24 protein-coding genes are annotated in these 25,300 nt (G+C 63.3%); 13 read left to right on the top strand and 11 right to left on the bottom strand.

Annotated features, from left to right (window positions below; all coding sequences use genetic code 11):
* Window positions 1-1,220 precede the first annotated feature (1,220 nt).
* Complete coding sequence (locus ACNFCJ_RS06975; protein WP_416770547.1) at window positions 1,221-2,624, bottom strand: heavy metal sensor histidine kinase; 1,404 nt, start codon at window positions 2,622-2,624, stop codon at window positions 1,221-1,223.
* Window positions 2,621-3,298, bottom strand: coding sequence for a heavy metal response regulator transcription factor (locus ACNFCJ_RS06970; RefSeq protein WP_416770546.1), 678 nt, complete (start codon window positions 3,296-3,298; stop codon window positions 2,621-2,623). The genes ACNFCJ_RS06975 and ACNFCJ_RS06970 overlap by 4 nt, the downstream gene beginning before the upstream one ends.
* A gap of 331 nt (window positions 3,299-3,629) precedes the next feature.
* Between ACNFCJ_RS06970 and ACNFCJ_RS06965 the strand changes: the two genes are divergently transcribed.
* From ACNFCJ_RS06965 to ACNFCJ_RS06955, 3 genes are all read left to right on the top strand, one after another.
* Window positions 3,630-3,878: a DUF2933 domain-containing protein gene (locus ACNFCJ_RS06965; RefSeq protein WP_416770544.1), complete on the top strand. Its 249-nt coding sequence runs from the start codon at window positions 3,630-3,632 to the stop codon at window positions 3,876-3,878.
* Window positions 3,879-3,883: 5 nt separating this feature from the next.
* Entirely contained in the window at window positions 3,884-6,247 is a 2,364-nt protein-coding gene (locus ACNFCJ_RS06960; RefSeq protein WP_416770542.1) for a heavy metal translocating P-type ATPase, read from the top strand.
* 120 nt (window positions 6,248-6,367) lie between these two features.
* The gene (locus tag ACNFCJ_RS06955) at window positions 6,368-6,568 is read left to right on the top strand and encodes a heavy-metal-associated domain-containing protein (RefSeq protein ID WP_416770541.1); all 201 of its coding nucleotides are present in this window, start codon (window positions 6,368-6,370) and stop codon (window positions 6,566-6,568) included.
* A gap of 33 nt (window positions 6,569-6,601) precedes the next feature.
* Here ACNFCJ_RS06955 and ACNFCJ_RS06950 read toward each other — a convergent pair whose 3' ends face one another.
* From ACNFCJ_RS06950 to ACNFCJ_RS06940, 3 genes are read right to left on the bottom strand one after another with little or no spacing between them, the layout of a single operon-like run.
* On the bottom strand, window positions 6,602-7,393 hold the full coding sequence (locus tag ACNFCJ_RS06950; protein ID WP_416770540.1) for a putative DNA-binding domain-containing protein: 792 nt from the start codon (window positions 7,391-7,393) through the stop codon (window positions 6,602-6,604).
* Window positions 7,384-8,223 (bottom strand): DUF692 domain-containing protein, encoded by an 840-nt coding sequence (locus tag ACNFCJ_RS06945; protein ID WP_416770538.1) that lies wholly within the window; start codon window positions 8,221-8,223, stop codon window positions 7,384-7,386. Before ACNFCJ_RS06945 ends, ACNFCJ_RS06950 begins: the two co-directional genes overlap by 10 nt.
* A 45-nt stretch (window positions 8,224-8,268) precedes the next feature.
* Window positions 8,269-8,529 (bottom strand): hypothetical protein, encoded by a 261-nt coding sequence (locus ACNFCJ_RS06940; RefSeq protein ID WP_093986771.1) that lies wholly within the window; start codon window positions 8,527-8,529, stop codon window positions 8,269-8,271.
* Between the two features lie 286 nt (window positions 8,530-8,815).
* On the opposite strand from ACNFCJ_RS06940, the gene ACNFCJ_RS06935 reads away from it, so the two are divergent.
* The 9 genes from ACNFCJ_RS06935 to ACNFCJ_RS06895 all read left to right on the top strand — a co-directional run bounded on the left by ACNFCJ_RS06935 (window position 8,816) and on the right by ACNFCJ_RS06895 (window position 15,188).
* Window positions 8,816-9,022, top strand: a complete 207-nt coding sequence (locus ACNFCJ_RS06935; protein WP_416770536.1) for a co-regulatory protein PtrA N-terminal domain-containing protein — start codon at window positions 8,816-8,818, stop codon at window positions 9,020-9,022.
* Between the two features lie 185 nt (window positions 9,023-9,207).
* A complete protein-coding gene (locus tag ACNFCJ_RS06930) occupies window positions 9,208-11,004 on the top strand; it encodes a copper resistance system multicopper oxidase (protein ID WP_416770534.1) in 1,797 nt (598 codons plus the stop codon).
* 12 nt (window positions 11,005-11,016) lie between these two features.
* A complete protein-coding gene (locus tag ACNFCJ_RS06925; protein WP_416770533.1) occupies window positions 11,017-12,099 on the top strand; it encodes a copper resistance protein B in 1,083 nt (360 codons plus the stop codon).
* Window positions 12,100-12,108: 9 nt separating this feature from the next.
* Window positions 12,109-12,933, top strand: a complete 825-nt coding sequence (locus tag ACNFCJ_RS06920) for a c-type cytochrome (RefSeq protein WP_416770531.1) — start codon at window positions 12,109-12,111, stop codon at window positions 12,931-12,933.
* The gene (locus ACNFCJ_RS06915; protein WP_093986776.1) at window positions 12,923-13,378 is read left to right on the top strand and encodes a DUF411 domain-containing protein; all 456 of its coding nucleotides are present in this window, start codon (window positions 12,923-12,925) and stop codon (window positions 13,376-13,378) included. The genes ACNFCJ_RS06920 and ACNFCJ_RS06915 overlap by 11 nt, the downstream gene beginning before the upstream one ends.
* A 77-nt stretch (window positions 13,379-13,455) precedes the next feature.
* On the top strand, window positions 13,456-13,956 hold the full coding sequence (locus tag ACNFCJ_RS06910; RefSeq protein WP_416770529.1) for a hypothetical protein: 501 nt from the start codon (window positions 13,456-13,458) through the stop codon (window positions 13,954-13,956).
* Between the two features lie 25 nt (window positions 13,957-13,981).
* Entirely contained in the window at window positions 13,982-14,236 is a 255-nt protein-coding gene (locus ACNFCJ_RS06905; protein WP_416770527.1) for a DUF2933 domain-containing protein, read from the top strand.
* Entirely contained in the window at window positions 14,233-14,883 is a 651-nt protein-coding gene (locus tag ACNFCJ_RS06900) for a methyltransferase family protein (RefSeq protein WP_416770525.1), read from the top strand. The genes ACNFCJ_RS06905 and ACNFCJ_RS06900 overlap by 4 nt, the downstream gene beginning before the upstream one ends.
* 68 nt (window positions 14,884-14,951) lie before the next feature.
* Complete coding sequence (locus tag ACNFCJ_RS06895; protein WP_416770524.1) at window positions 14,952-15,188, top strand: DUF2789 domain-containing protein; 237 nt, start codon at window positions 14,952-14,954, stop codon at window positions 15,186-15,188.
* A gap of 63 nt (window positions 15,189-15,251) precedes the next feature.
* Here the strand turns inward: ACNFCJ_RS06895 and ACNFCJ_RS06890 are convergent, their stop codons facing one another.
* The 4 genes from ACNFCJ_RS06890 to ACNFCJ_RS06875 all read right to left on the bottom strand — a co-directional run bounded on the left by ACNFCJ_RS06890 (window position 15,252) and on the right by ACNFCJ_RS06875 (window position 21,534).
* Window positions 15,252-18,380 (bottom strand): efflux RND transporter permease subunit, encoded by a 3,129-nt coding sequence (locus ACNFCJ_RS06890; protein WP_416770522.1) that lies wholly within the window; start codon window positions 18,378-18,380, stop codon window positions 15,252-15,254.
* Window positions 18,377-19,837: an efflux RND transporter periplasmic adaptor subunit gene (locus tag ACNFCJ_RS06885; protein ID WP_416770521.1), complete on the bottom strand. Its 1,461-nt coding sequence runs from the start codon at window positions 19,835-19,837 to the stop codon at window positions 18,377-18,379. Before ACNFCJ_RS06885 ends, ACNFCJ_RS06890 begins: the two co-directional genes overlap by 4 nt.
* A complete protein-coding gene (locus tag ACNFCJ_RS06880) occupies window positions 19,834-21,096 on the bottom strand; it encodes a TolC family protein (RefSeq protein WP_416770519.1) in 1,263 nt (420 codons plus the stop codon). The genes ACNFCJ_RS06885 and ACNFCJ_RS06880 overlap by 4 nt, the downstream gene beginning before the upstream one ends.
* Before the next feature lie 93 nt (window positions 21,097-21,189).
* Window positions 21,190-21,534 (bottom strand): hypothetical protein, encoded by a 345-nt coding sequence (locus tag ACNFCJ_RS06875; RefSeq protein ID WP_416770518.1) that lies wholly within the window; start codon window positions 21,532-21,534, stop codon window positions 21,190-21,192.
* 280 nt (window positions 21,535-21,814) lie between these two features.
* On the opposite strand from ACNFCJ_RS06875, the gene ACNFCJ_RS06870 reads away from it, so the two are divergent.
* The gene (locus tag ACNFCJ_RS06870) at window positions 21,815-23,185 is read left to right on the top strand and encodes a transposase (RefSeq protein WP_088177302.1); all 1,371 of its coding nucleotides are present in this window, start codon (window positions 21,815-21,817) and stop codon (window positions 23,183-23,185) included.
* Window positions 23,186-23,408: 223 nt separating this feature from the next.
* On the opposite strand, the gene ACNFCJ_RS06865 is transcribed toward ACNFCJ_RS06870, so the two are convergent.
* Together ACNFCJ_RS06865 and ACNFCJ_RS06860 are read right to left on the bottom strand one after the other, a co-directional pair.
* Window positions 23,409-24,056, bottom strand: a complete 648-nt coding sequence (locus tag ACNFCJ_RS06865; RefSeq protein WP_416770517.1) for a hypothetical protein — start codon at window positions 24,054-24,056, stop codon at window positions 23,409-23,411.
* A gap of 380 nt (window positions 24,057-24,436) precedes the next feature.
* Window positions 24,437-25,279, bottom strand: coding sequence for a hypothetical protein (locus tag ACNFCJ_RS06860; RefSeq protein ID WP_416770549.1), 843 nt, complete (start codon window positions 25,277-25,279; stop codon window positions 24,437-24,439).
* Window positions 25,280-25,300 lie beyond the last annotated feature (21 nt).

The raw sequence follows: 25,300 nt of genomic DNA, 5'->3' as shown, positions 1-25,300 counted from the left end.
ACGCCGGTCGGAGCGGTGACACTCAACCCCGAGCGGGAGCAGGAACAACAGCCGCAGAAAAAGGCGGCCTGAAAACACGGTCGACGCGACAACTATCTTGAAAAACGCCGGCACCCTCAACCACTGAACCTTGGTTACTAAGATGGCTACCTTGGGAGGGAAATAAAAAACCGCCCACAAGAGGCGGTTTCTTATTGGGTGATTCCCCATAACGGAATGTTACGGAGCATCTCCCGGGCGAAGGAGTGCTGACCCACTTACCTTCCACAGCCTACATGGCTGAAATTCTGCATTTAGCAGGGCCTTTCCCGAGGGATAGGTACATTCTCTCTAAACAGCCTACATTGGCTGAGATGGCCTCAGTCAGAAGGCCATTTACGTGGAGCATTCGGGTTGTAGGCCGAGGCCATCCAAACCTTTTTCTAAGCTGCCCAGATGGCAGTGAAGGGTAAAGCATTCTCGCGTTCAGCCACCCGCTGGGTGGTGAAGGTAATTCGCTCGAAAGCGTTTCATCATCTCTAAGCTGCCAACATGGCAGTGAAGTCCGCGAGAACAATTTCATCTTACGGCGCTGCCTACTGGTCGTCAATAGATGAGAATGAAAATTAATTAGTGCATCAGGTGTACTAAGTCGACGGCCATCTCATCCCCTTATCCGTTGGTCCTGGTCGCGGAGCTGCAACCCTCATGCCCCCTGGCGGTTATCGAATCGGAACACGGAAGGAGGAAGGCATATGGATCCCGGCGTCGAAAAGCGACCCGAGCACGAAGGGGCGGTTGAGCGTGAGTGGGACCGACTGTTTGAGTCGCCTCTGTTTGCCCAAGGCGAGCCAGTGGTATTCCAGAGGGTACCGGTATTGATGTCTTGGCGCAGTTCTCGTCGATCTGTATCACTGCGACGTGGAGGGCGACCCGGTCGCCCCGTGTGTCGGTGTTATTGACATTGGTGCGTCCATGACCAATGAACCCAAAGCCCACCCCAGATGGTCCGCTTCCGGCCGATTCTGTTGAAAAAGTCGGCTCCATCCCAACGAACTCGCCAGAAGGCGGAAAAAGGCCCGATTGAAGCGTTGCTATGCGGAATCTGGAACAATTCAGTGCCGGCATTGGCTCAGATTTCAACGTAGACCGCCCACTTTCGCGGGTGAAAATCACAGAGGGACTTTTTCAACAGAATCGGCCAATAGCGGTCATCTGTCGATTTTGAAACCAATAGCAATCTATGCCCTTACGCTCGCGTCAACCATAGACGGGAGCCGGGGTAGCTCGATGTGAAAACCTGTGAGGCCCTCTACCGAAGTACACCAGATGCGGCCTTTGTGGGCCTCGATGATCGAGCGGGTGATGGCCAGGCCCAGGCCGGCATTGCTCGGGCTGCCCTCGCGTCGAGCGGGGTCGACCCGGTAAAAGCGGTCGAAGAGCTTCGCCAGGTGCTCCGGGGCAATTATGCCGCCCGGGTTCTCGATGCTAAGGTTGGCGGTGTCGGCTGTCTGGTGGATTCGCAGTGCAATCGTTTGCCCCGCCGGTGTATAGCGCAGGGCATTGGACAGCAGGTTGGAGATCGCGCGGTCGAGCATCAGCCGGTCGCCCTGCAATCGGCCTGTTCCCGTTACAGCGATTCGGATGTCATGCTCTTCGGCCAGCAGGTGGTAGTACTCGGCCAGCTTGGCGGCAACGTCCGCCAGTTCGATCTCGGTTCGTTCCGGGACGATCAGGCCGTTGTCGGCCTTGGCCAGAAACAGCATGTCGTCGATCATGCGGGACATGCGTTTCAGGTCTTCCAGGTTCGCGTACAGGTTCTCCTCGTAGGCCTCGGTATTGCGCTTCTGACTGAGTACCACCTCGGTGTGGGTCATCAGGTTGCTGAGCGGAGTGCGTAGCTCATGGGCTATGTCGGCGGAGAAATTGGAGAGCCGGACGAAGGAGTCCTCCAGCCGGGCCAACATCGCGTTGAAGGAGAGAACCAGTTGCTGCAGCTCCTGTGGAACCGGCCCTAGGGGAATGCGTTCCTGCAGCGAACGGGCGGACATCGAGGTGGCCACCTGCGTGACCTGGCGCAGGGGAGCGAGGCCACTGCGTGCCACTGCCCAGCCCAGCGCTGCACTGACCAGGGCGCTGAGGGTCAGACCGATCCAGAACCAGCGCTGCAGCGTGTCGAGAAAGTGTGCATGGCTGGTAACGTCGAGGGCGAGTATTGCGGTGAGAGGCTGGGGCTGCCCTGGGACCTGGATTTTGGCGGTCACGCCCTGGTATGTGTGCTCACCGTCTTGCCAGTCCCACATCCCGGCTTCGGCTCGTCTGGCAATGACGGGAATTTTGACGGCTGCGGACTCGGTAAACAACACGGTGCCATCGCCGGAGAGGATGGTCGCTGCCAGGTCCTGATGAGCACCCAGCAGGGCCTGCAGTTGCGGTAATTCGGCGGCCAGGTTAGCGCCATCGGCATTGCCAAGGATGTAGCGGGTGGATTCGAGTTTCTCGCCCAACGCCTGCTGATCGAGCATCTTGAAGTGGTGCTGGCTGAGCATGTTGAAGCCCAGCCCCGCTGCCACCAGGACGGCAATCACCACGGACATGAACATCAGACTCATGCGCGCGGTCAGGGACAGATGACTGGGCCTCACTCCGGCGCATCCATCATGTAGCCCATACCGCGAGCGGTATGGATCAGCTTGAGCTCGAAGTCGTCGTCGATCTTGGCGCGCAGCCGGCGCACGGCAACTTCGATGACATTGGTGTCGCTGTCGAAGTTCATGTCCCAGACCTGGGAGGCGATCATCGACTTGGGCAAGATCTCGCCGCGCCGGCGCAGCAGCAGTTCCAGCAGGGCAAACTCTTTCGCCGTGAGGTCGATGCGCTTGCCTCCACGAATGGCTCGGCGCCTCAGCAGGTCGACTTCGAGGTCGGCAATTTTCATGCTGGTCGGCGTGGGCGAGCCGTTGCCCCGGCGCAGCAGTGTCCTGACCCGAGCCAGCAGCTCGGAGAAGGCGAAGGGCTTGATCAGATAGTCGTCCGCGCCAAGCTCCAGGCCCTTGACGCGATCCTCCACGCCGTCGCGTGCGGTCAAGAACAACACGGGAACATCCTTGCCTGCGGCCCGCACCATGCGCAGCACTTCCCAGCCGTCCAGGCCCGGCATCATCACGTCCAGGATGAGTAGGTCATAAGCCTCGCTCAACGCGTGCTGCAGCGCATCCGTGCCTGTCATGACCCGGTCGACGGTGAAGCCGGCTTCGGTCAGCCCTTGTTGCAGGTAGACGCCGGTCTTGGGTTCGTCTTCGGCTACCAGTAGTTTCATGCGGGTGGTCCTGATGTGGCATGAACCGAGTGTGCAGGTAAACAGGCCCGCCAACCAGAAGCTTACGGAAATGTAATCCTGGCTTCAGGTCGCTGACAGGCTTATTCGCTTAGGTTGCAGGTATGGACGTCTGCCCTGTTTTGGTGGGCTCGGGCACTCCCCTGACTTTCAGGCCTTTCATGATTGCTCCTTTGGCCTGGCGGCGCCGAGTTGGCGTCGTGCTTTATTTTCGGCTGTGGACTCAAGCGCCGGACTTTATTGATGAGCGTCAACTCAGCCGGGCTTACGCTGCCTATGCTGATCCCAAAGGCTTTGAATCGAGGGTATTGTCATGGACCACTCCCATCATTCCGGTAACGCAGAGCCTCCTTTCTGGCGGAGCCGGTTCGGCATCGTGTTGATCATGCTGGTTGTCATCGGCCTGTTCTACGTGGTGCGCGAGCACTATGGCCACCTCTCCCAGGCCCTGCCGTATCTGATATTGCTGCTGTGCCCGCTGATGCACCTGTTTGGCCACAATCACGGCGGTCACTCCCATACCGGCAGCTCTGCCGCCCCCAAGGACGACGATAGGACTTAGCCCGCATGCACAACCCCTCCTGCCAGCACGACCAGGATCATGCCGATCACTCGCACGGGCACTTGGACACTCAGCACGATCCGGTGTGCGGGATGGAGGTCAAGCCCGATAGTCCGTACCAGCTGAGTTTCGAGGGGCAGGGCTATCGCTTCTGCAGCAGCAAGTGCCTGGAGAAATTCCGCGCCAGTCCCCATCAATACCTGGGCCATCCGGCGCATACCGGGCATCAACATCCTGCCGCCGCTCTGCAATCGGCGGCTCCTGCGGGCGCCGAATACACCTGTCCAATGCACCCGCAGATCCGCCAGTCGACGCCGGGGAACTGCCCGATCTGCGGCATGACTCTGGAGCCGGTCATCCCGGAGCTGGAAGAGGAAGAAAACCCCGAGCTGAAGGATTTTTCCCGGCGGTTCTGGTGGACCCTGCCGCTGACCGTAATCGTCACCCTGCTGGCGATGGCTGGCCACTCCCTGCAGTTGATGCACAGCACGCAGCAGAACTGGGTCGAGCTGGCGCTGGCCACCCCGGTGACGCTATGGGGCGGCTGGGTGTTCTTTACCCGTGGCATCGACTCGATTCGCCGCCGCAGCCCGAACATGTGGACGCTGATAGGCCTGGGTACCGCCGCCGCCTACTTCTACAGCGTGGCTGCCACCCTGGTGCCACAGTGGTTTCCGGCGGCCTTCGTGCAGGACGGGCGCATCGGCGTCTATTTCGAGGCGGCCGCGGTGATCATTTCGCTCACGCTGCTGGGGCAGATGCTCGAACTCAAGGCCCGCTCGCAGACCTCTGCGGCGATCAAGTCGCTGCTGGGGCTGGCACCGAAGACGGCGCGGCGCATCGGGGCCGATGGCCGCGAGGAGGACATCCCGCTGACCCATGTCCACCCGGGCGACCATCTGCGTGTCCGCCCGGGCGAGAAGGTGCCGGTGGACGGCACGGTGCTGGAGGGTGAGAGTGCGGTCGACGAGTCCATGCTCACCGGCGAGCCGGTGCCTGTCACCAAGCGGGTCGGCGATGCCCTGATCGGCGCCACCCTGAACACCCATGGCAGCCTGGTGATGGAGGCGCAGAAGGTCGGCGCCGAAACCATGCTGTCGCAGATCGTGCAGATGGTGGCCCGGGCCCAGCGCTCCAAGGCGCCGATGCAGCGCATGGCCGATGCCGTGGCGGGGTATTTCGTGGTCGGGGTGATCCTGGTCGCGGTGCTGACCTTCTTCGGCTGGGGGCTGTTCGGGCCGGAGTCGGGCTGGGTGTTCGGCCTGATCAACGCAGTGGCGGTGCTGATCATCGCCTGTCCCTGCGCCCTGGGCCTGGCGACGCCGATGTCGGTGATGGTCGCGACGGGCAAGGCCGCCGGCAGCGGCGTGCTGTTCCGCGATGCCGGCGCCATCGAGAACCTGTGCAAGATCGACACCCTGATCGTCGACAAGACCGGCACCCTGACAGAAGGGCGCCCGGTATTCCACAGCGCGGAAGGCACCGGCACCTTCGATTCCGGCGAGGTACTGCGCCTCGCCGCGAGCCTCGACCAGGGCAGTGAGCATCCGCTGGCGCATGCCATCGTCGATCACGCCCGCGGCAAAGGGCTCGTCCTGGCCAAGCCGGAGACCTTCGAATCGGGCTCCGGAATCGGGGTCCGCGGGCGCGTCGAGGGGCGCTCGCTGCAGCTGGGTAACACGGCGCTGATGGGTGAGGCGGGCGTCGACATCGACCCGCTGCGCAATCGTGCCGAACAACTGCGCCTGGAGGGCATCAGCATCATCTACCTGGCGGTCGACGGCCGCCTGGCGGGCCTGCTGGCTGTTTCCGACCCGATCAAACCCACCTCCCAGCAGGCGGTTTCCAGGCTGCAAGGCGAGGATGTGAAGGTCATCATGGCCACCGGCGACGGCCTGACGACGGCCAAGGCCGTTGCCCGGCAACTGGGCATCGAGGAGGTGCACGGGGAGGTCAAGCCGCAGGACAAGGAGCAACTGGCCGCCGCCCTGCAGGGCCAGGGCCGGCGTGTCGCCATGGCCGGTGACGGGATCAACGATGCACCGGCCCTGGCCAGGGCCGACGTGGGCATCGCCATGGGCACGGGCACCGACGTGGCCATGAACAGCGCCCAGGTGACTCTGGTCAAGGGCGACCTCATGGGCATCCTGCGCGCGCGCACCTTGTCGCTGGCCACGGTGCGCAACATGCGGCAGAACCTGGTCTTTGCCTTCCTCTACAACGCCATGGGCATCCCGCTGGCGGCCGGGCTGCTGTACCCCCTGACGGGCCATCTGCTGTCACCGCTGGTCGCTGCCCTGGCGATGAGCGTCAGTTCGGCGTCGGTGGTCTTTAATGCGCTGCGCCTGCGGCAGACCCGGATCGACTAGTCGGGCAGCGGCCCGGCGCTGATCTGCATTTATTCCTCTAAGGCTGCTTGACCTTGCCAATGTGTCAAGGTTGAAGCTGAAGGTACGGCAACGGGTGCCGTTCCTGAGATGAGGTGATTTATGGTCGTTTTGAACGTGACTGGAATGAGCTGTGGCGGCTGCGTGAGCAAGATCACGAGGGCGATCCAGGCCATTGATCAGCAGGCACGGATCGAGGTAGACCGGGCCACTGGCAGGGTGGTGGTCGAGACTAGCGAAAGCGCGGCAAGCCTGCGTGAGCTGGTGCAGCGGTTGGGCTTTGGCGCCGAGATCGGCGCATAGGCAAGACTGCGCTCGTGGCGAGGCCGGTGGCCATCACGCCCCGGCCTTGAGACGCACCAGCAGCCCATCACTGACCCACTGGCGCAACCAGACGGCTGCCTGCAGCGGCGCCTGTTCGCCATGATGAGGGAGCAGCGCCGCGCAGAGCCCGGAGAAGGACTCGCCGCCTACGAACGAGCGCAGGGCCGTCGCTTCGTCTGGCTCCAGGCTGCGATAGCGGCAGAGCAGATCATGCCGCCATACCAGGCAACTGCAGGCGTCGGGCAGGCGGATGAGTTCCGGGAGCGGTTCTCCGTCCTTGGCAGCCTTCCATAGCGCCAGCGTGTTGTACTGCAGCTGCAGCCAGTTGACCGAGGGTGCCAGCGACGCCCGGAGGGAGACCCAGTCTTCGGCCGGGAGGCAGGCCATGTCTGCTGCCGAGAGCACCTCGGCATCCGCGGCATCGAACGCCAGGGTGAAGGCCCACTCCAGCGTGGCGAGCTCGCGCAGCGGCGATAGCTGCGGCTCCGCGACATAGCCGGCGATGAACTCGGGCAGCTTCTCGCCCAGCCAGCGCAGGCTGAAGTGCCGCGACGGCCAGGCGGCGAGATAGGCCAGCGCCAGTTGCTCGAACGACTCCGCGCCCAGCCATTGCTGAAGCGCCGGGAAGTCCTCGCGCAGCACCGCCAGCAGGCGTGCGCGGTAGGCGTTGTGGTAGATCCGCAGGCCGTCGGCGGCACCCAGCGCGGCGCTGCCCTGCAGCTGTTCCAGCAGCTCGGCCGGGGGGCGGTCGGATGCGCCGGCCAGGTAGGCTTGCAGTGCTTCCTGCAGTGCACTCAGCTGCATGGTTCGGCTCTCAGGGCGTCATCGGCAAGTGCGCGGGCCTGATCCAGTTCGGCCAGCAGCTCGTCGAGGGGCGGGAAATGATCGTCGCGCTCGATCAGGGTGGCGGTCGGCCCGAGATGGGACAGGGCCTTGCCGTAAAGCGCCCAGACCGGGTCGGCGATGGGCGCGTCGTGGGTGTCGATGAGGTACTGCCCGTAGTCGCTGTGCCCCGCCAGGTGGATCTGGCGGATGCACTCGCGCGGCAGCTCCAGGATGAACTGCCAGGGATCGAAGCCTTGGTTGCGTGAGCTGACGTAGACATTGTTCACATCGAGCAGCAGCTCGCAGCCGGTCATCTGGCTCAGCCGGGCGAGGAACTGCGATTCGCTCATGCAGGAGCTTTTCCACTGCAGGTAGGCGGAGACGTTCTCCAGCACCAGGGGGCGCTCCAGGATGTCCTGCACCACGCGCACCCGCTCGGCGACATGCCGCAGGCTCTCCTCGGTGAAGGGCAGGGGCAGCAGGTCATGCAGCTGATGGGCATTGCCCCGGCTCCAGCACAGGTGGTCGGAGACCCACTGGGGCTGGACCCGATTCGCCAGCTTGCGCAGCCGGCGCAGGTAGCTGAGGTCCAGGGCGTGGGCGCCGCCGATCGACAGCGAGACCCCGTGCATGACCAGGGGATAGTGTTCCTTGATCGCGTCGAGAAAGTAGAGGGCCTTGCCGCCGTCCACCAGATAGTTCTCGGAGATGACTTCGAACCAGTCGATCCTGGGGCGCTGCTCCAGGATCTGCTGGTAATACTCGCTGCGTAGGCCAAGGCCGAAACCCAGCGTAGTGCGCATGCTCATTCACTGCTCCAGCATGGGGAGTGGCGGGCACTCCCCGGGGCGGCATCACTCGCTGGTCTTGCCACCGGCTTCGTCGCACTGGGCTTGGGTCATCAGTTTGAAGCCCTGGCCCTTGCACTCGCCCTGGCCTTTGCAGGAGTTCTTGGCGGTCATGCAGTCGTTCTGGCCCTTGCAGCCATTGACGCCGAAACACTTCACTTCTCCCGTTTGGGCATCTTGCATCGCCTGTGCCGGCAGGGTGTTGAAGAGGCTGGCTGCCATAAGGGCCAGGGCGGCACCGGTGACGGTGCTGGATTTTGTCGACATGGTGATGATCTCTCTTGGTGGTATCGGGGCAGGCCGTGCGTGGCCCGTTCAGGGGAAGCATAGGCATAGCTGCCGAGCCTACCTTTCCAGGCGACCCGCAAGGCATCGGAAAGGCATGGGCAGACACTACCGAGCGGGCGGGACGCTCGACAAGCAGGAAATGGCTACCTGACAGAACTGTAATTTCCGGCTCAGGCTTCTGACAGGGCGCCCTGGCTAAGGTGACGACGAACCCGATGCTCGGCCTCGGTTTCAAGAGGCTTACCCAACCCAAGAGGAACTCTAGATGAAAACGCTCAAAGTACTGCTCGCTGTGACCGCTCTCAGTGTTTCCGGCCTGGCCATGGCCGAGGGCGGTGCGGATCGGACGTTTGCGCGCATGGAGCAGGCCCGCCAGGCATCCATGGAAACCTATCAGGTCGCTCAGCAGCAGAAGGACGAGGCACCGGTCGTCGGCGAGCACGCCAAGCAGCCCGGGCATGCCAACTGCTGAGCCAAGCTGACAGAAATGTAATCACCCTGAGGGGTGAGATATGGCAGTTTCATACTGCTCGCTGCCGCAGTGTCCTGTGCACCGGCGAGCGAGCAAGTATCGAGGGGAAACCCGCTGCAACTGAAGTCGCAAAAAATCCGACGCCGGTCCTGATAGTTCCGGCTCATCTGACTGGACGCAATGGCATGCAAAGCAAAACCACAAGACGAACCTTCGTCAAAGGCCTGGCCGCCACCGGTATTCTGGGCGGATTGGGCATGTGGCGCACGCCGGTCTGGGCCGTGACCAGCCCTGGCCAGCCCAACGTGCTGAGTGGCACGGATTTCGATCTGTTTATCGGCGAGACCCCGGTGAACATCACAGGTGCGGCGCGTACCGCCATGACCATCAACGGTTCGCTGCCCGGACCGATCTTGCGCTGGCGGGAGGGCGACACGGTCACCCTTCGCGTGCGCAATCGGCTCAGGGAGGACACCTCCATCCACTGGCACGGCATGATCCTGCCCGCCAACATGGACGGCGTGCCCGGCCTGAGCTTCCATGGCATCGCCCCCGACGGCATGTACGAGTACCGTTTCAAGGTCAACCAGAACGGTACCTACTGGTACCACAGCCACTCGGGCCTGCAGGAGCAGGTCGGGGTCTACGGCGCCCTGGTGATCGACGCGAAAGAGCCCGAGCCGTTCAGCTATGACCGCGACTACGTGGTGTTGCTGAGCGACTGGACCGATGAGAATCCCGCCCGTGTTCTGGCCAAGCTGAAGAAGCAGTCGGACTACTACAACCAGCACAAGCGTACCGTCGGCGATTTCATCGGCGACGTGAGCGAGATGGGCTGGTCGGCCGCGGTCGCCGATCGAAAGATGTGGGCCGAAATGAAGATGAGCCCCACCGACCTCGCCGATGTCAGTGCCTACACCTACACCTATCTGATGAACGGCCAGGCGCCGGACGGCAACTGGACCGGCCTGTTCAAGCCGGGCGAGAAGCTCCGCCTGCGCTTCATCAATGCCTCGGCCATGACCTACTTCGACGTGCGCATCCCGGGCCTGAAGATGACGGTAGTGGCGGCCGACGGGCAGTACGTCAAACCGGTCAGCGTCGACGAGTTCCGTATCGCCGTGGCCGAAACTTACGATGTCATAGTCGAGCCCGAGAGCGAGCAGGCCTACACCCTCTTCGCGCAATCCATGGACCGTACCGGCTATGCCCGCGGCACCCTGGCGGTGCGCGAGGGCCTGAGCGCGCCGGTACCGTCACCTGACCCGCGTCCGCTGATCTCTATGGCGGACATGGGCATGGATCACGGCAGCATGGGTGGCATGGATCATGGCGCCACGCAGGGCGGTATGGACCATAGCCAGATGAGCGGCATGGACCATGGCAGCATGGCCGGTATGGATCACAGCAAGATGGCCGGCATGGATCATTCCGCAATGGCCGGCATGGGCGGCGCGATGCAGTCGCACCCGGCTTCCGAGACCGACAACCCGCTGGTCGACATGCAGACCATGACGCCGGTGCCCAAGCTGAGCGACCCGGGCATCGGCCTGCGCGACAACGGGCGGCGGGTCCTGACCTACGCGGATTTGCGCAGCACCTTCCCCGACCCCGATGGCCGCGAACCGGGGCGCACCATCGAACTGCACCTCACCGGGCACATGGAGAAGTTCTCCTGGTCGTTCGACGGCATCAAGTTCTCCGATGCCGAACCGCTGCGCCTCAAGTATGGCGAGCGGCTGCGTATCACCCTGGTCAACGACACCATGATGACCCACCCCATCCATCTGCATGGCATGTGGAGCGACCTGGAAGACGAAAACGGCAACTTCCTGGTGCGCAAGCACACCATCGACATGCCGCCGGGCTCGAAGCGCAGCTACCGCGTGACGGCCGATGCCCTGGGGCGCTGGGCCTACCACTGCCACCTGCTGCTGCACATGGAAATGGGCATGCTCCGTGAAGTGCGGGTGGACGAGTAAAGGAGATAACCGATGAACAATTTACCCAAGCGCCGCGCCCTGCTCGCGCTGGCCGTGTCGCTGGGCGCCCTGGGCAGCGGCGCCGCCCTGGCGGCGGAAATGGATCATGCGGCCATGGGCCACGGCAGCATGCCGATGGATCACAGCCAGATGAACCATGGCGCTGCCCAGGCACCGATGAAGGGCATGGACCACAGCCAAATGAACCACGGCGCCATGGATCATTCCCAGATGAACCATGGTCCTGCTCAGGCCCCGATGAAGGACATGGACCACGGCCAGATGAACCATGGCGCCATGCCGGGGCAAATGAAAGGGATGGATCATGGAGGCATGGATCACTCCCAGATGAACCATGGTTCTGCCGAGGCGCCGCGAACCACCAGCCGTACGCCCATTCCGGTGCTGACCGACGCCGACCGTCAGGCGGCGTTTCCGCCGTTACCCGGCCATTCGGTGCATGACAGTGGCCTGAACAGCTTCTTCCTGCTCGATCAGCTCGAATACCAGGATGCCGATGAGGGCAGCACCCTGGCCTGGGCAGCCTCCGGCTGGGTGGGTGGCGACATCGACCGGCTCTGGTTCCGTTCAGAAGGTGAACGCACCAACGGCGTCACCGAGGATGCTGAGCTGCAGCTACTGTATGGGCACTCGATCGGACCCTGGTGGGATGTTGTCGCTGGTGTCCGCCAGGACTTCAAGCCCGAATCACCGCAGACCTGGGCGGCCTTCGGTGTGCAGGGCATGGCGCTCTATGCCTTCGAGACCGAGGCCACCGCCTTCGTCGGCGAGAACGGCCAGACCGCGGCTCGCCTGGAGGGTGAGTACGACATTCTGCTGACCAACCGGCTGATTCTGCAGCCCACCGCCGAAGTGAATTTCTATGGCAAGAACGACCCCGAGCGGGGCGTCGGTTCGGGGCTGGCCAACACCGAGCTGGGCTTGCGCCTGCGCTACGAAATCGTCCGTCAGTTCGCGCCCTATATCGGCGTGTCCTGGAACCGTGTCTATGGCAACACCGCAGATATGGCGCGTGACGAAGGTGGAGATAAGGAAGAGGCGCGTCTGGTCGCCGGTGTTCGGATGTGGTTTTGAGAGCCTGATATGAAAAGAACAATTGTGACCCTGGTGGCGGCAGGAGCGGTCGGTAGCGTTGCGCTACTGGCTGGGGCCTATTCCGGCCTGGTCAACGTCGGCGCCGACGATCCCCATTTCCCGGCCGTGCACGCCTTCCTCACGATGGCGCGTGATCGCTCCATAGAAGTCCGCTCGCGGAACATCGAGGTGCCCAAACTGGACGACGAGGCGCTGATCCGTGCCGGTGCCGGCAACTACAACGCCATGTGCATCGGTTGTCACCTAGCGCCGGGCGTGGCCAAGACCGAGCTGAGCCAAGCGCTCTATCCTGCGCCCCCCAATCTGTCCGAGGTCGGTATCGATGGCAGCCCGGCCGCCGCCTTTTGGGTCATCAAGCACGGCATCAAGGCCAGTGGCATGCCGGCCTGGGGCACCAGCATGGGTGACGAGTACATCTGGGGCATGGTCGCCTTCATCAACCAGATGCCCGGGATGGACGCCGCGCAATACCAGGCCCTGGTGGCATCCAGCAGCGGTCACCAGCATGGCGGTGGCGAAAGCCGGATGCACAACCATGAAGGGCAGCATGGCGACAACAAGCCGGGCCATCATGACGGTGCAGCTGCAGGCGAGGGTCACCATGGTTCTGGGGCTGCAGAAGCAGCACCTGGACACCATGATGCGGCTGCAGATCACCATGGTGGTGCGGCCTCCGGCACCGATCCTCACGCAGAGAATGCTTCCACTGAGGATACGGGCGGCTCCGGTGCTCATCATGCGGAGCAACCCCCGAAAACCGCCCCCAAAACCCACACTCACAGTGATGGCAAGGAGCACGTACATGAAGGTTAAAAGCAAAGCCGTGCGCCTGGCGGCCCTGACCGCCTTGTTCAGCATCACTGCCGTACAGGCCGCCGAGTCCATGACTATCGATGTGCACCGGGATGCCAATTGCGGCTGCTGCAAGAAGTGGATCTCGCATCTGGAAGCGAACGGCTTCACGGTTGTCGACCACGTTGAAAGCGACATGGCCTCGGTGAAGCAGAAGCTGGGAGTCGCTCCTCGACTGGCGTCGTGCCATACCGCGGTGATTGACGGCAAGTTCGTCGAAGGTCATGTGCCGGCCGCTCAGGTAGTCGAGCTCTCCAAGCGCAATGACTTGGTCGGTATCGCTGTTCCCGGGATGCCGGCGGGCTCTCCAGGAATGGAGGTCGGTAGCGTGCAGCATGCCTACCAAGTCATCGGCCTGACCAATGCGGGCACTGACCAGATCGTTGCTGAGTATCCCGGTCAGTAGTACTCCGCGAGGCCAGTCACCGGATAGCCGGGAGCCTTTATCCCGGCGCGGTAGAGGGTGAGTCGGTTGCTGGAGCTATGATTTCTAAAGAAAGCCATGGCGCATGGCTAAGGGAGAAGACGATGTCACGTAATGCACTGATCGGAATCTGCATGGTTGCGGTGTCTCTCGGCGCCATCGCCCAAGATGATGCTGAGGACCACTCGGCCCACCATCCGGCCGATGCGCCGGCCGCCAGTGCCACCGAGGCGCCCGCGGTGCCGCAAATGGGACAGGGACAAATGGCCGGGATGGACCAGCACATGAAGGCGATGCAGTCCATGCATGAAAAAATGATGGCCGCCAAGACCCCGGCAGAACGTCAGGCGCTGATGGGCGAGCACATGAAGCTGATGCAGGAAGGCATGGCCATGATGAAGTCCATGGGTGGAATGTCGGGCATGGGCGCCATGCAGGGCGGCAAGGGCATGGAGGCGGACATGGGCGCACGCCAGCAGATGATGGAAAAGCGCATGGACATGATGGAGTCCATGATGCAGATGATGATGGATCGCATGCCGTCTGGAGCGCCCAACTAATCCATTCGCACCGCGAGGTGTCGCCATGCCCCCGCATTCCGACGAACAAGGTTCGCCCCCCAGCTTCTGGGGTTCGCGTTATTCGGCAGGGCTGCTGGTCATGGGAGCGGTGGCGGGTTATTTCCTGCTGACCGAGCACCTCGCCCATGTGCTCCAGGCTCTGCCTTACCTGCTGCTGCTCGCCTGCCCGTTGATGCATGTCTTCATGCACCATGGGCACGGCGGGCACCGGCAGCGGACGGAAAAGACCGATGCCGACAAGCCGGAGGATCGGCCATGAATCATGCCGAAGCCGCCTATGGCCTGTGGTCGCTGGTGTTCATCAACTCGGCGATCTTCATCATGTTCGCCTTCAGCTTCTTCAAGCCGGCGACCGCCCGGGACTGGCGCAGTTTCGGCGCCTTCTCGGCGTTCATCGTCGCGCTGTTCGTGGAAATGTATGGCTTCCCGCTGACGATCTATCTGTTGTCGGGCTGGCTGCAGTCCCGGTTCCCCAGCCTCGATCTGCTCTCCCATGACGCCGGCCATCTGTGGTCGACGCTGCTGGGCGAGAAGGGCGATCCACATTTCGGCGTCCTGCATATTGCCAGCTACCTGTTCCTGGGCCTGGGCTTCTATCTGCTGTCGTCCGCCTGGAACGTGCTGTATCACGCGCAGCGCCATCACTCGCTGGCCACGAGCGGGCCTTACGCCAGGATCCGCCATCCGCAGTACGTGGCTTTCGTGATGATCCTGCTGGGCTTCCTGCTGCAGTGGCCGACCCTCCTGACGCTGGCGATGTTCCCGGTGTTGCTGGTGATGTACGGCCGTCTGGCGGTTACCGAGGAACGTGACATGCGCCGCGAGTTCGGCGCCGCCTATGAGGCCTACGCACAGGCCACCCCCAGGTTTATTCCGCGCTTCGGTGAGCGGAGCGGGGCACGTTGACACGCCCAGGATCAGGGCGATCCTTTCCTTTTCGGGGCTGAACCCCGCGCACTCTGGAGCCAAGGCATATGGAACCTTCATACCACCGGTTCAGCGAACTGTTTGCCCAGCTGGGCCTGCCCGTGGATATCGGCGGGATTCGCCAGTTCATCGCCCAGCATTCGCCGCTGGATGGCCAGATCAAGCTGGAGGATGCGTCGTTCTGGTCGCCGGCCCAGGCCACGATGCTGCGCGAGGAAATCCTGCGCGATGCGGACTGGGCGGAAGTGGTTGATCGGCTCAATGCGGCATTGAGAGCGCGCTAGCAGACCTGGCGCAGTCTCGGCTCAGCCAGCGGATCTGATCCGCCGACCGAGCCGGCCCAGGACCTACTCTCCGGGCCTCTTCCGACGCATCAGCCAGTAGGCCGCCGGCAGCACCAGCATGGACATCAGCGGTGCGGTGATCATGCCGCCGACCATGGGCGCGGCGATGCGCTTCATCACCTCGGAGCCGGCGCCGCCGCCCCAGAGGATCGGCAGCAGACCGGCGATGATCACCGCCACCGTCATCACCTTGGGCCGCACGCGCAGCACCGCGCCTTCGCGAATCGCCTCGAGCAGCGCCGCGGCGTCGCCGCGCCCCGCATCCAGCCGCGCCTGCCAGGCGTTCTTCAGGTACAGCAGCATGATCACCCCGAACTCGGCCGAGACCCCGGCCAGGGCGATGAAGCCCACCCCGGTGGCCACCGACAGGTTGAAGCCGAACCAGTAGAGCAGCCAGATGCCGCCGGACAGGGCGAAGGGCAGGGTGGCCATGATCAGCAGGGCCTCGCCGAAGCGGCTGAAGGTCAGGTAGAGCAGCACGAAGATGATCAGCAGGGTCGCCGGCACCACCCAGCTCAGCCGCGCATTGGCGCGCTCGAGGAACTCGAACTGGCCGGAGTAGGAGACGGTCATGCCGGCGTCCAGTCGCACGCGCTCGGCGACGCGTTGCTGCAATTCGCGCACGGTCGAAGCCAGGTCGCGCCCGCGGACATCGACATAGACCCAGCCGGACAGTCGCCCGTTCTCGCTGCGCAGCATCGGCGGCCCCTCGCTCAGGGCAATCTCGGCCACCGTGCCCAGGGTGATCTGCTGTCCGCTGGCGGTAAGCACCGGCAGGCGCCGCAGTGCCTCCGGGCTGTCGCGCCACTCCCTGGGGTAGCGCAGGCTGATCGGGAAGCGGGCCAGCCCCTCGACCGTCTCGCCGATGTTGCTGCCGCCGATGGCGCCGGCCACCACCGACTGCACGTCGGCGATGCTCAGGCCGTAGCGTGCCGCGGCCAGGCGGTCGATCCGGATGTCCACGTAGCGCCCGCCGGTGAGGCGCTCGGCCAGCGCCGAGCTGACTCCGGGCACCGCCTTGGCCACGGCCTCGATGTCGCGGGTGATGCGCTCGATGTCAGCCAGCTTGGTGCCGGCAACCTTGACCCCAATCGGGCTCTTGATCCCGGTGGCCAGCATGTCGATGCGGTTGCGGATCGGTGGTACCCAGATATTGGACAGCCCGGGAACCTTCACCGCGCGGTCCAGCTCCTCGATCAGCTTCTCCGGCGTCATCCCCTCCCGCCACTGCTCGCGTGGCTTGAACTGCACCGTGGTCTCGAACATCTCCAGCGGCGCCGGGTCGGTGGCGGTTTCCGCCCGCCCGGCCTTGCCGAACACCCGCGCCACTTCCGGCACCGTGAGGATCATGCGGTTGGTCTGCTGCAGCAGCTGGCTGGCCTTGCTGGCCGGCAGGCCGGGCAGGGCCGAGGGCATGTACAGCAGATCGCCCTCGTCCATGGGCGGGAGGAACTCCCCGCCGAGCTGGCTCAGCGGCCATAGGCTGGAGAGGAACACCAGCACGGCCATGGCCAGCGTGGCCCTGGGCCAGGTAAGCACCCTTTCCAGTACCGGCCGGTAGGCCTCGATCAGCCAGCGGTTGAGTGGGTTCTGCTGTTCGTTGGGAATGTGCCCGCGGATCCAGTAGCCCATCAGCACCGGCACCAGGGTGACCGAGAGCCCGGCGGCGGCGGCCATCGCATAGGTCTTGGTGAAGGCCAGCGGGCCGAACAGCCGGCCTTCCTGCGCCTCCAGGGTGAACACCGGGAGGAACGACAGGGTGATGATCAGCAGGCTGAAGAACAGCGCCGGGCCGACCTCGGCCGCGGCTTCGCCGATCACCCGCCAGTGCGCCTCGCCCTGCAGCTGTTCGCCTGGGTGTCGGGCCTTCCAGGCCTCGATGTGCTTGTGCGCGTTCTCGATCATCACCACGGCGGCATCGACCATGGCGCCGATGGCGATGGCGATGCCGCCGAGCGACATGATGTTGGCGTTGATGCCCTGGTAGCGCATGACGATGAAGGCCATCAGGATGCCCAGGGGCAGGGTGATGATCGCCACCAGCGAGGAGCGCAGGTGCCAGAGGAAGATCAGACAGACCAGGGCGACCACCGCGAATTCTTCCAGCAGCTTGTAGCTGAGGTTGTCGATGGCACGGTCGATCAGCTCGGCGCGGTCGTAGGTGGTGACCACTTCGACGCCGGCCGGCAGGCTGCCCTTCAGGCTGTCCAGCTTGGCCTTCACGGCGGCGATGGTGTCGCGGGCGTTCTTGCCCGAGCGCAGGATGACCACGCCGCCGACCACTTCGCCCTGACCGTCCAGCTCGGCGATGCCACGGCGCATCTCCGGCCCCAACTGAATGGTGGCCACCTGGCCCAGCAGCACCGGCACGCCGCTGGCCGAGGCTCGCAGCGGCACCTGGCGGAAGTCCTCCAGGCTCTGCAGGTAGCCGGAGGCCCGCACCATGTACTCGCGCTCGGCCAGCTCCAGGATGGCGCCACCGGTCTCCTGGTTGGCGCTCTTCAGCGCCGCCTCGACCTCCTGCTGGGTCACGCCGTAGGCCACCAGCTTCTGCGGATCGAGCAGCACCTGGTACTGCTTGACCATGCCGCCGAGGGTGGCCACCTCGGCCACGTTGGGCAGGCTTTTCAGCTCGTACTTGAGGAACCAGTCCTGCAGCGCCCGCAGCTGGGCCAGGTCATGCCGGCCGCTGCGGTCGACCAAGGCGTACTGGTAGATCCAGCCGACGCCCGTGGCATCCGGGCCTAGGGTGGTGGTGACGCCCTCGGGCAGGCGCTCCTGGGCCTGGTTGAGGTACTCCAGCACCCGCGAGCGGGCCCAGTAGAGGTCGGTGTCGTCCTCGAACAGCACATAGACGAAGGAGTCGCCGAAGAATGAGTAGCCGCGCACCGTCTTCGCCCCCGGCACCGAGAGCATGGTGGTGGCCAGCGGGTAGGTCACCTGGTTCTCGATGATCTGCGGTGCCTGGCCGGGGAAGCTGGTGCGGATGATGACCTGGGTGTCGGACAGATCCGGCAGCGCATCCAGCGGCGTGCTGCGCACCGACCAGATGCCCAGGGCGCTGATGAACAGGGTCGCCAGCAGCACCAGGAAGCGATTGCCGATCGACCAGTGGATCAGGCGCGCGATCATGGCTGCTCTCCCTGCTTGTCGAGCTGCTCGATCAGCAGCCCGCTATCCGTCAGCCGGGCGCCGATGCGCACGTGGTCGCCGGGCTTGAGGCCGGCGGCCACCGAAGGACTGGCCAGGGGAAAGGGCATGGTCATGCCGGGCATGTTCAGGCTCTCGAAGGGGCCGTGCTCCAGGGTGACCCGCTGGCTATCCAGCGCCCGGATCACGCCATGGGATTCGTGCAGCCCCGGGGCGAGCGCCTGCTCCGCCTTGCCGGCCATGACGCCCTGCAGGCTGGCCTCCGAGTCGATCAGGAACTGGCCGGAGGTGACCACCGCCTGGCCTTCCGCGAGACCGGACAGCACTTCCAGGCGGCCATCGGCCTCGCGGCCCAGGGTGATTTCCTGCGGGCGGTAGCGTCCGTCGTCTTCGGCCAGCATTACCAGCGCGCGCTTGCCGGTGCGGATCACCGCCTCGCTGGGCACCAGCAGTGCGGGCTGCTCGGCTTCGCTGTTCAGACGCACGGCGGCGAACATGCCGGGGCGCAGTTTGCCTGTCGGGTTGGGCAGCTCACTGCGTACGGTGACGGTGCGGGTCTGTGGGTCCGCACTCGGCAGCAGGGCGATGACGCGGCCCTGCAGCGGCTGCCCGGGAAAGGCCGTCAGACTGGCGTGGATCTCGCTGCCGAGCTGAACCGTTCCGGCCATGGCCTCGGGTATCGCCGCATCGAGCCAGACCGTGGACAGCCCGTTGATCCGCGCCAGGTCCTGACCGGCGGCCACTGTCATCCCGGTACGCACCTCCAATGCCTGCAGCTCGCCGGCGATGGGCGTGGTGAGGGTCTGCAGCGCCCTGGGTTTGCCGCTGCGGCGCACCTGCTCGATCAGCGCGCGTGGCATGCCGAGCAGGCGCAGGCGCTCCTGGGTCGCGACGATCAGGCGGGCGTCGGCGGTCGCCAGCACGGCGAGGAACTCCAGCTGCGCGGCGGACCACTCAGGAATCAGCAGGTCGACCAGGGGCGTGTTGGCTGGCAGCACGTCACCCGGGGCGTGGCCGTAGACCCGCTCGACGAACCCGCCGGCGCGGGCCTGCAGGTTCGCCACCTCGCGCTGGTTGTAGGCCAGGGAGCCGACCGCCTCGATGCCCGAGGGTAGCACGCCGCGCACCACGGTCGAGGTGCGCATGCCCAGGCTCTGCACGGCCTGGGCCGGTACGCTCAGGGCCGAGGAGTCCTGCTCGGAGCCCGCATATTTGGGCACTAGCTGCATGTCCATGAAGGGCGACTTTCCCGGCTTGTCGAAGCGCTGCTCCGGTTGCATTGGGTCGTACCAGTAGAGCACCGGACGCTCCTGCGCCGGTGCCGCGCCTGGTGGGGCGCCATGCTCGGCCTGCTGCTGGGCCAGCCAGTAGCCGCCAGCGGCCGCGCCAATGCCCACGGCCAGCAAGGCGAGGGTGAATCCTGCTACCGAGACTCTCATTGCAGTCCCTCCACATAGGCGTAATGCAGGTTGGCGGAGAGCAGGCTCAGCTTGCGCTGTTGCTCGATCTGCCGCAGCTGCGCCTCGATCAGCTCGCGCTGGGCGGTGATGACGGCGCCCAGCTGGCTGTTGCCGGCCTGGTAGGCGGCCAGTTCCAGGTCGGCCCGTTTGCTCGCCAGCGGGATCAGGCTGCTTTCGGTGCGGGCCAGGGTCTTGCGCAGTTGCTCGAGCTCGGCCAGGCCACTTTCCAGCTCGGCCCGATGGGCGCGCAGCAGGACCTCCTGCTCGGCCTCCATCTGCGCCAGGCTCTGCTGCTTGGAGCCGATCTTGGGGCCCTGGCGGGTGCCGACGAACATCGGCAGGTCGAAGGTGAACTGCACCATCAGCATGTCGCCGAACTGGTTGTCGCGGTTGTTGTAGGCCAGCTCGACGCCCCAGTCGGGGGTCTTCTCGGCGATGGCTTCGTCCAGCTCGGCGCTGGCCTCGCCGACCCGGGCCGAGGCGGCGCGCAGCTCGGGGTGCGCGGTCATGCGCTGCTGCAGGTGCGCCGCCGCGAGGCCCAGCTCGGGCGCGTCTCCGCTCAGCGGCTGGTCGGCCTCGTTGCCTATCCAGCGGCGCAGTTTGGCCCGGGCGATCGCTACATCGCGGCTCAGCTCGTCGCGCCTATCCTGCAAGGCCAGGGCTTGCTGATCGGCCTCCAGCAGCTCGCCCGGCTGGGCATTGCCGCCTGCAATCCGGGCCTGCACGGTCGAGCGCAGCATGTCGATCTGCCCTGCCAGCCGATCGAACAGGCCGACGCTGCGTTCGGCGTAGTAGACATCCAGCCAGCTCGCCGCCGTCTGGCGCTTGACCTCTAGCTGCATGGCACGCTGCTCGGCCTCGGCCCGCACCACGGAGGCCTCGGCCAGGTGGCGCCGGGCCAGACGCTTGTCGCCGTTCGGGACCTCCTGCATGAGCCCGATGCGGCGCATGGTCATGAAGTCCCGATTCAGGGTGTAACGGTCTGGGCCTTCGACGGGCAGGTTGTCGACGCCGAGAATCAGTTTGGGATCGGGCAGGGCATCGGCGGGCTCCACCGCCTTTTGTGCCGATGCCAGCTGCGCCTGACGCGCGAGGTTCTCGGGGGCGCTCTGCTCGGCCAGTGCCTGGGCCCGTTCGAAGGTCAGCGGCTGCGCCTGCGCGGCAAGCCAGGGAGCCGCCCACAATGCGGCAGCCAGCACGCCCATGCAGCCACGGCGTGCGAAAAGGAAAGCGGACATGCTTTCGCCTCCAATGCGATTGATCGAAGTCGCTACCACGCAGTGCAAGGTAGCAACGGCGCGCCGGCGATACGGGCGCGGTGGATCAGGGCATCAGGCGAAACGGGGAGGGCGCCAGAGCCCGGCGGGCTCGCGCTCGATCACCGACTGGCTCGGCAATATCTCGGGGCGGGAGGGGCGAGGGGGAATCGTCTTGATTACGGCCGTCTGCAGCAGACCGCCGGTCTTGCACTCCTGGCCGGGTTTGCAGGGCGATTTGCCGGCCAGCCCATCGGCTTCATTCATGTGCTCGCAGCAGGGGGCGTCGGCCATCGCATGCCCCTGATGATCGCCGTTCTGCATCGGACAGGGTTGCGCCGACATGCCGAACGCCATGCCACCGAGAGTCGGCAGCACGAGGCTGACAGTCAGCAGTAGAACCAAGCCAATTCGGCGCATGGCAATTCATCACATGGGGCTTCAAACACGACCATAGCAGATAGTCTTGTGTGGCGGCGTATTGCTGCAATAGGTAATGGCTGTGTGTTGATCTGGGTCAGAAAGTTGAGCTCGGAAGGTCTGTCCTGATCATCATGAGCAACACATCAACTCGGAGGCTATAGGACACCTAAAATCCTTGAAGGCTGATGACTGCTTTTGGCCGATTCTGTTGAAAAAGTAGCTGCTTCCCCATGCCTTCGGCAGAATTGCCCTGTCAGCGAGCGCGGGGGCGAACAGCATGATGGGGCAGTTACCGGGAGGACAGCAGCGCCTGTTCTACTCGTTCAATCTGGAAGATCACGTCCCGGCCCAACACCTCCTGCGCAGCATCGACCAGTGCTTAGATCTCAGTGATCTGCGCGCCTACCTGGCAGATTTCTATAGCCCCATCGGGCGCCCCTCGATTGATCCGGAGTTAATGGTGCGCATGCTGGTCGTCGGCTACTGCTATGGCATCCGTTCCGAGCGGCGATTGTGCGAAGAGGTGCACCTAAACCTGGCCTATCGCTGGTTCTGCCGACTGGGCTTGGAGGATGAAGTACCCAATCATTCGACCTTCTCGAAGAATCGCCATGGACGTTTTCGTGACAGCGATCTGTTCCGCTGGTTGTTCAATGAGGTGCTGCGGCGCTGCATGGCGGCCGGTCTGGTCAAGGGTGAAGGTTTCGCCGTCGACGCCAGCATCATCAAGGCGGATGCCAGCCGGCAACGTGGGGTAGCGGGAGATGAAGTCGATTGGAGTGATCCAAAGCTCAGCAGCCGCGCCGTACGCGAGTACCTCGAAGCCCTTGATGAAGAGGTGTTGGCTGAAGCCCTCCCCAAGAAGATTTCGCTCACCGATCCGCTGTCTCGTTGGACAGCAGCGCCAGGCGGCCCGGCTTACTTTGCCTACTCCACCAACTACCTGATCGACACCGAGTATGGCGTGATCATGGATGTGGAAGCGACTCCGGCGCATCGTACCGCCGAGGTTGATTCGACTAGGACGATGGTTGAGCGTGTCGAAGCGCAGTTCGACCTCACACCGGAACGCCTCATCGGCGACACCGCCTATGGCACTGCGCCGATGCTGGCCTGGATGGTCGAAGAGAAGAACATCGAGCCGCATGTGCCGGTGTGGGACAAGACCGAACGCAAGGACGACACCCTCTCCAGTAATGACTTCCACTGGAATCAGGAGGCCAATGAATACCGCTGCCCAGCCGGCAAACCGCTGCGCAGTGCATGGCGCACCTTCACCCAGCAAAGATCGCGGGTGACCAAGGCCAACACCATCATCTACCGCTCCAGCCAAACCGACTGCGCCACCTGCCCGCTGAAAGCGAAGTGCTGCCCCAATACCGCATTTCGCAAGATCGCTCGGAGCATCCATGAAGCGACCCGTGACGTGGCGCGACGCATCGCCAAGACGCCGGAATACCTCGTCTCTCGTTGCGAACGGAAGAAGGTGGAGATGCTGTTCGCCCACCTCAAACGGATCATGAAACTGGACCGTTTACGACTGCGTGGACTGACGGGTGCGACTGACGAATTCACCTTGGCGGCGACCGTGCAAAACCTGAGACGTATGGCCAAGCTACTGCCTCACGGGCCGCCGATCACGGGATAGGTGCGCCTGCGGCGAGCAGAAACCCTCGAATTAACCCTCAGACCTGGGCAAAAAAGCTCAGTGAAACGCCGAAAGGCAACTTGAAGTGGCTTCCAGCCACTTCGACAGCAGGCACATTCGACCGGCCGGCTGCCGCTAAACCTACTTTTTCAACAGAATCGGCCGATAGCTGCCCCCGAGTGTGGACAGGTTTCGTCTATTCAAGATGAACCAGTGTCCATCCTCAGCCAACCACTGGGTAGTTGGCATCGCCCCATAAGGTGTCTGGGTTATCCAGCATGATCCGGATGATCAATGGCACTAGCTTGCTGAGAAGGTTGCTGCAGTCTCGCAGTTGGTCTCTATTCACCCGGCCATTCCAAGTCGCGCCACCGTGTATGAGCTGGTTTCGCAGGGTGTAAATTCGGTTGAACATCACGCCAAGTACTGCAGGAGTGTTGCGGTTGGCCAGCGCCAAAGCTGCTGCTTTTTTTCCACTGGCGAAGCGTTCTTTCCACTGTTCTTCGCTGATTTTCCCGCTTTGATGATCCCAGAAGCTTTGGAAAACATACGGGTTGTCCAGTAGCACCCGGATGCTACCGGGGAACTCTGACCAGACGAGCTTCTCGATGCTGTTGGTGCTATCAAGTGAGCACAGTTTTTCGAGAAAGGCTTTGAAGGTTTCCTGTTCGGATAGCCGCTGCTGCTCATCGATATCGGTGGCGTAGGCTGCGTTGAATGCGATCCACAGAAAAATGAATCGGCCATCAGTGTCTTCGGCTTGTTCTGCGCGGTTCAGCCAGCTGAGTGCTCGATGCAGTCGTAGACTGAGATTGGGATGCTGCTGGTCGCGCTCTTGGCGGTGACGTTCCTTCAAAACCTGGTAGTGCATGCGATAGCTCCCTGTGATTATGGTCACACCATATCAAGGCTTCCGCCTGCTAGCAGCAGAGCTTTTCAGGCCGTGGCAGTTGCGCTTTAAGGCTAGGGTGAATCGAAGATCCCCTATGTTACCTGCCATGCAGCGTTCTCTGAGATGCACAGTGGCTCGATGGTATCCAAATGGGATAGGAGCTCGTTCACTAGCGCTTGGTCATCCTTGCTGATCGTGTGAGGCTGAATTCGCAAGTGCCGTGTGGTCAGTTGATTAGTTGGCCTCAATGTCGCTAAGTGCCGTGCTTTGTGGCAGCACCTTCGACATTGCTTCATGGGCTGTCTCCGAACGAGGCCGTTTCGGTCATGGCTAAGGGGTGTTCGTGCGCTAGATCGAGCTCATCGATGGCGAAACCTTAAGAGTTTAAGGCCATAGCCCGAATAGTTGAGGCTCACCCAGCCAGTGGTGACAAAGTCGAATTCGAAGCTTCGTTCCAGTGCACTCACAATGTCGACATAATCTCCAATGAGTGTGTTGATACCGCCCTCAATGATCAGGATCTCACCGTCTGAGCTGCCAGGGTCTGTTGCGTCTGCTGACGCCAGCAGAGCATCCGCAGCTGCCCTGGGTGTCGAGCCCCAGCCAGAGCTCACTGTGGCTATGCAGCCAATGCGTGGCTGCCACATGCAATAGCTCTCCCAGTCCAGCGCCAAGAAGCCGCACACTTCCCGGGACAGGGAGAGGCTTGCCAAAAACTCTGTCAGCTCACCTACTGACCTCCAGTAATAAGTACGAAATCCGGGCTGTGGCTTCGTATCACTCTGTTCAAAAAAATGGATGTGCACGATGTTGCCCAGGCAAGCCAGGAGCTCTTGGGGGGGAGGGCACGTGGGACGGCCTTGAAACCAATGAACCTCATCAAAAGGCTGCTGTGGTCGCCATGCTTGATCCAACCCGTAAGCCGTCAAGCGGTGTTTTGCCGGCTTGGGTAGGTGCTTGTGCATGGCTCCTGCAATACAGCCTAGGAATCGATCAGCCTCCACTTGCGTAGCAGCGATAAGTCCAATTTCGTAAGCGTTTAGACAGGGACTTTCTTGATCGATCAGTTGCTCGATCGCGCCATTAGGGCTTTCGAGACGATCTCCCAGGTTGAGCTGGTAGTAGAGATAGTCTCGAAGCCCCGATTTGCCGAAGTGTGGCTTGGGCACTTTCAGCGCACTTGCACGGGGGCGTTGGCGCATTTGTAGCCCGGGTATTGGGCT

This window comes from Pseudomonas sp. NY15364, from assembly GCF_048068235.1.
Classification (GTDB): domain Bacteria; phylum Pseudomonadota; class Gammaproteobacteria; order Pseudomonadales; family Pseudomonadaceae; genus Aquipseudomonas; species Aquipseudomonas mendocina_D.
The sequence above is the reverse complement of the archived record's forward strand: the minus strand, read 5'-3'. Positions and strand labels throughout refer to the sequence as shown.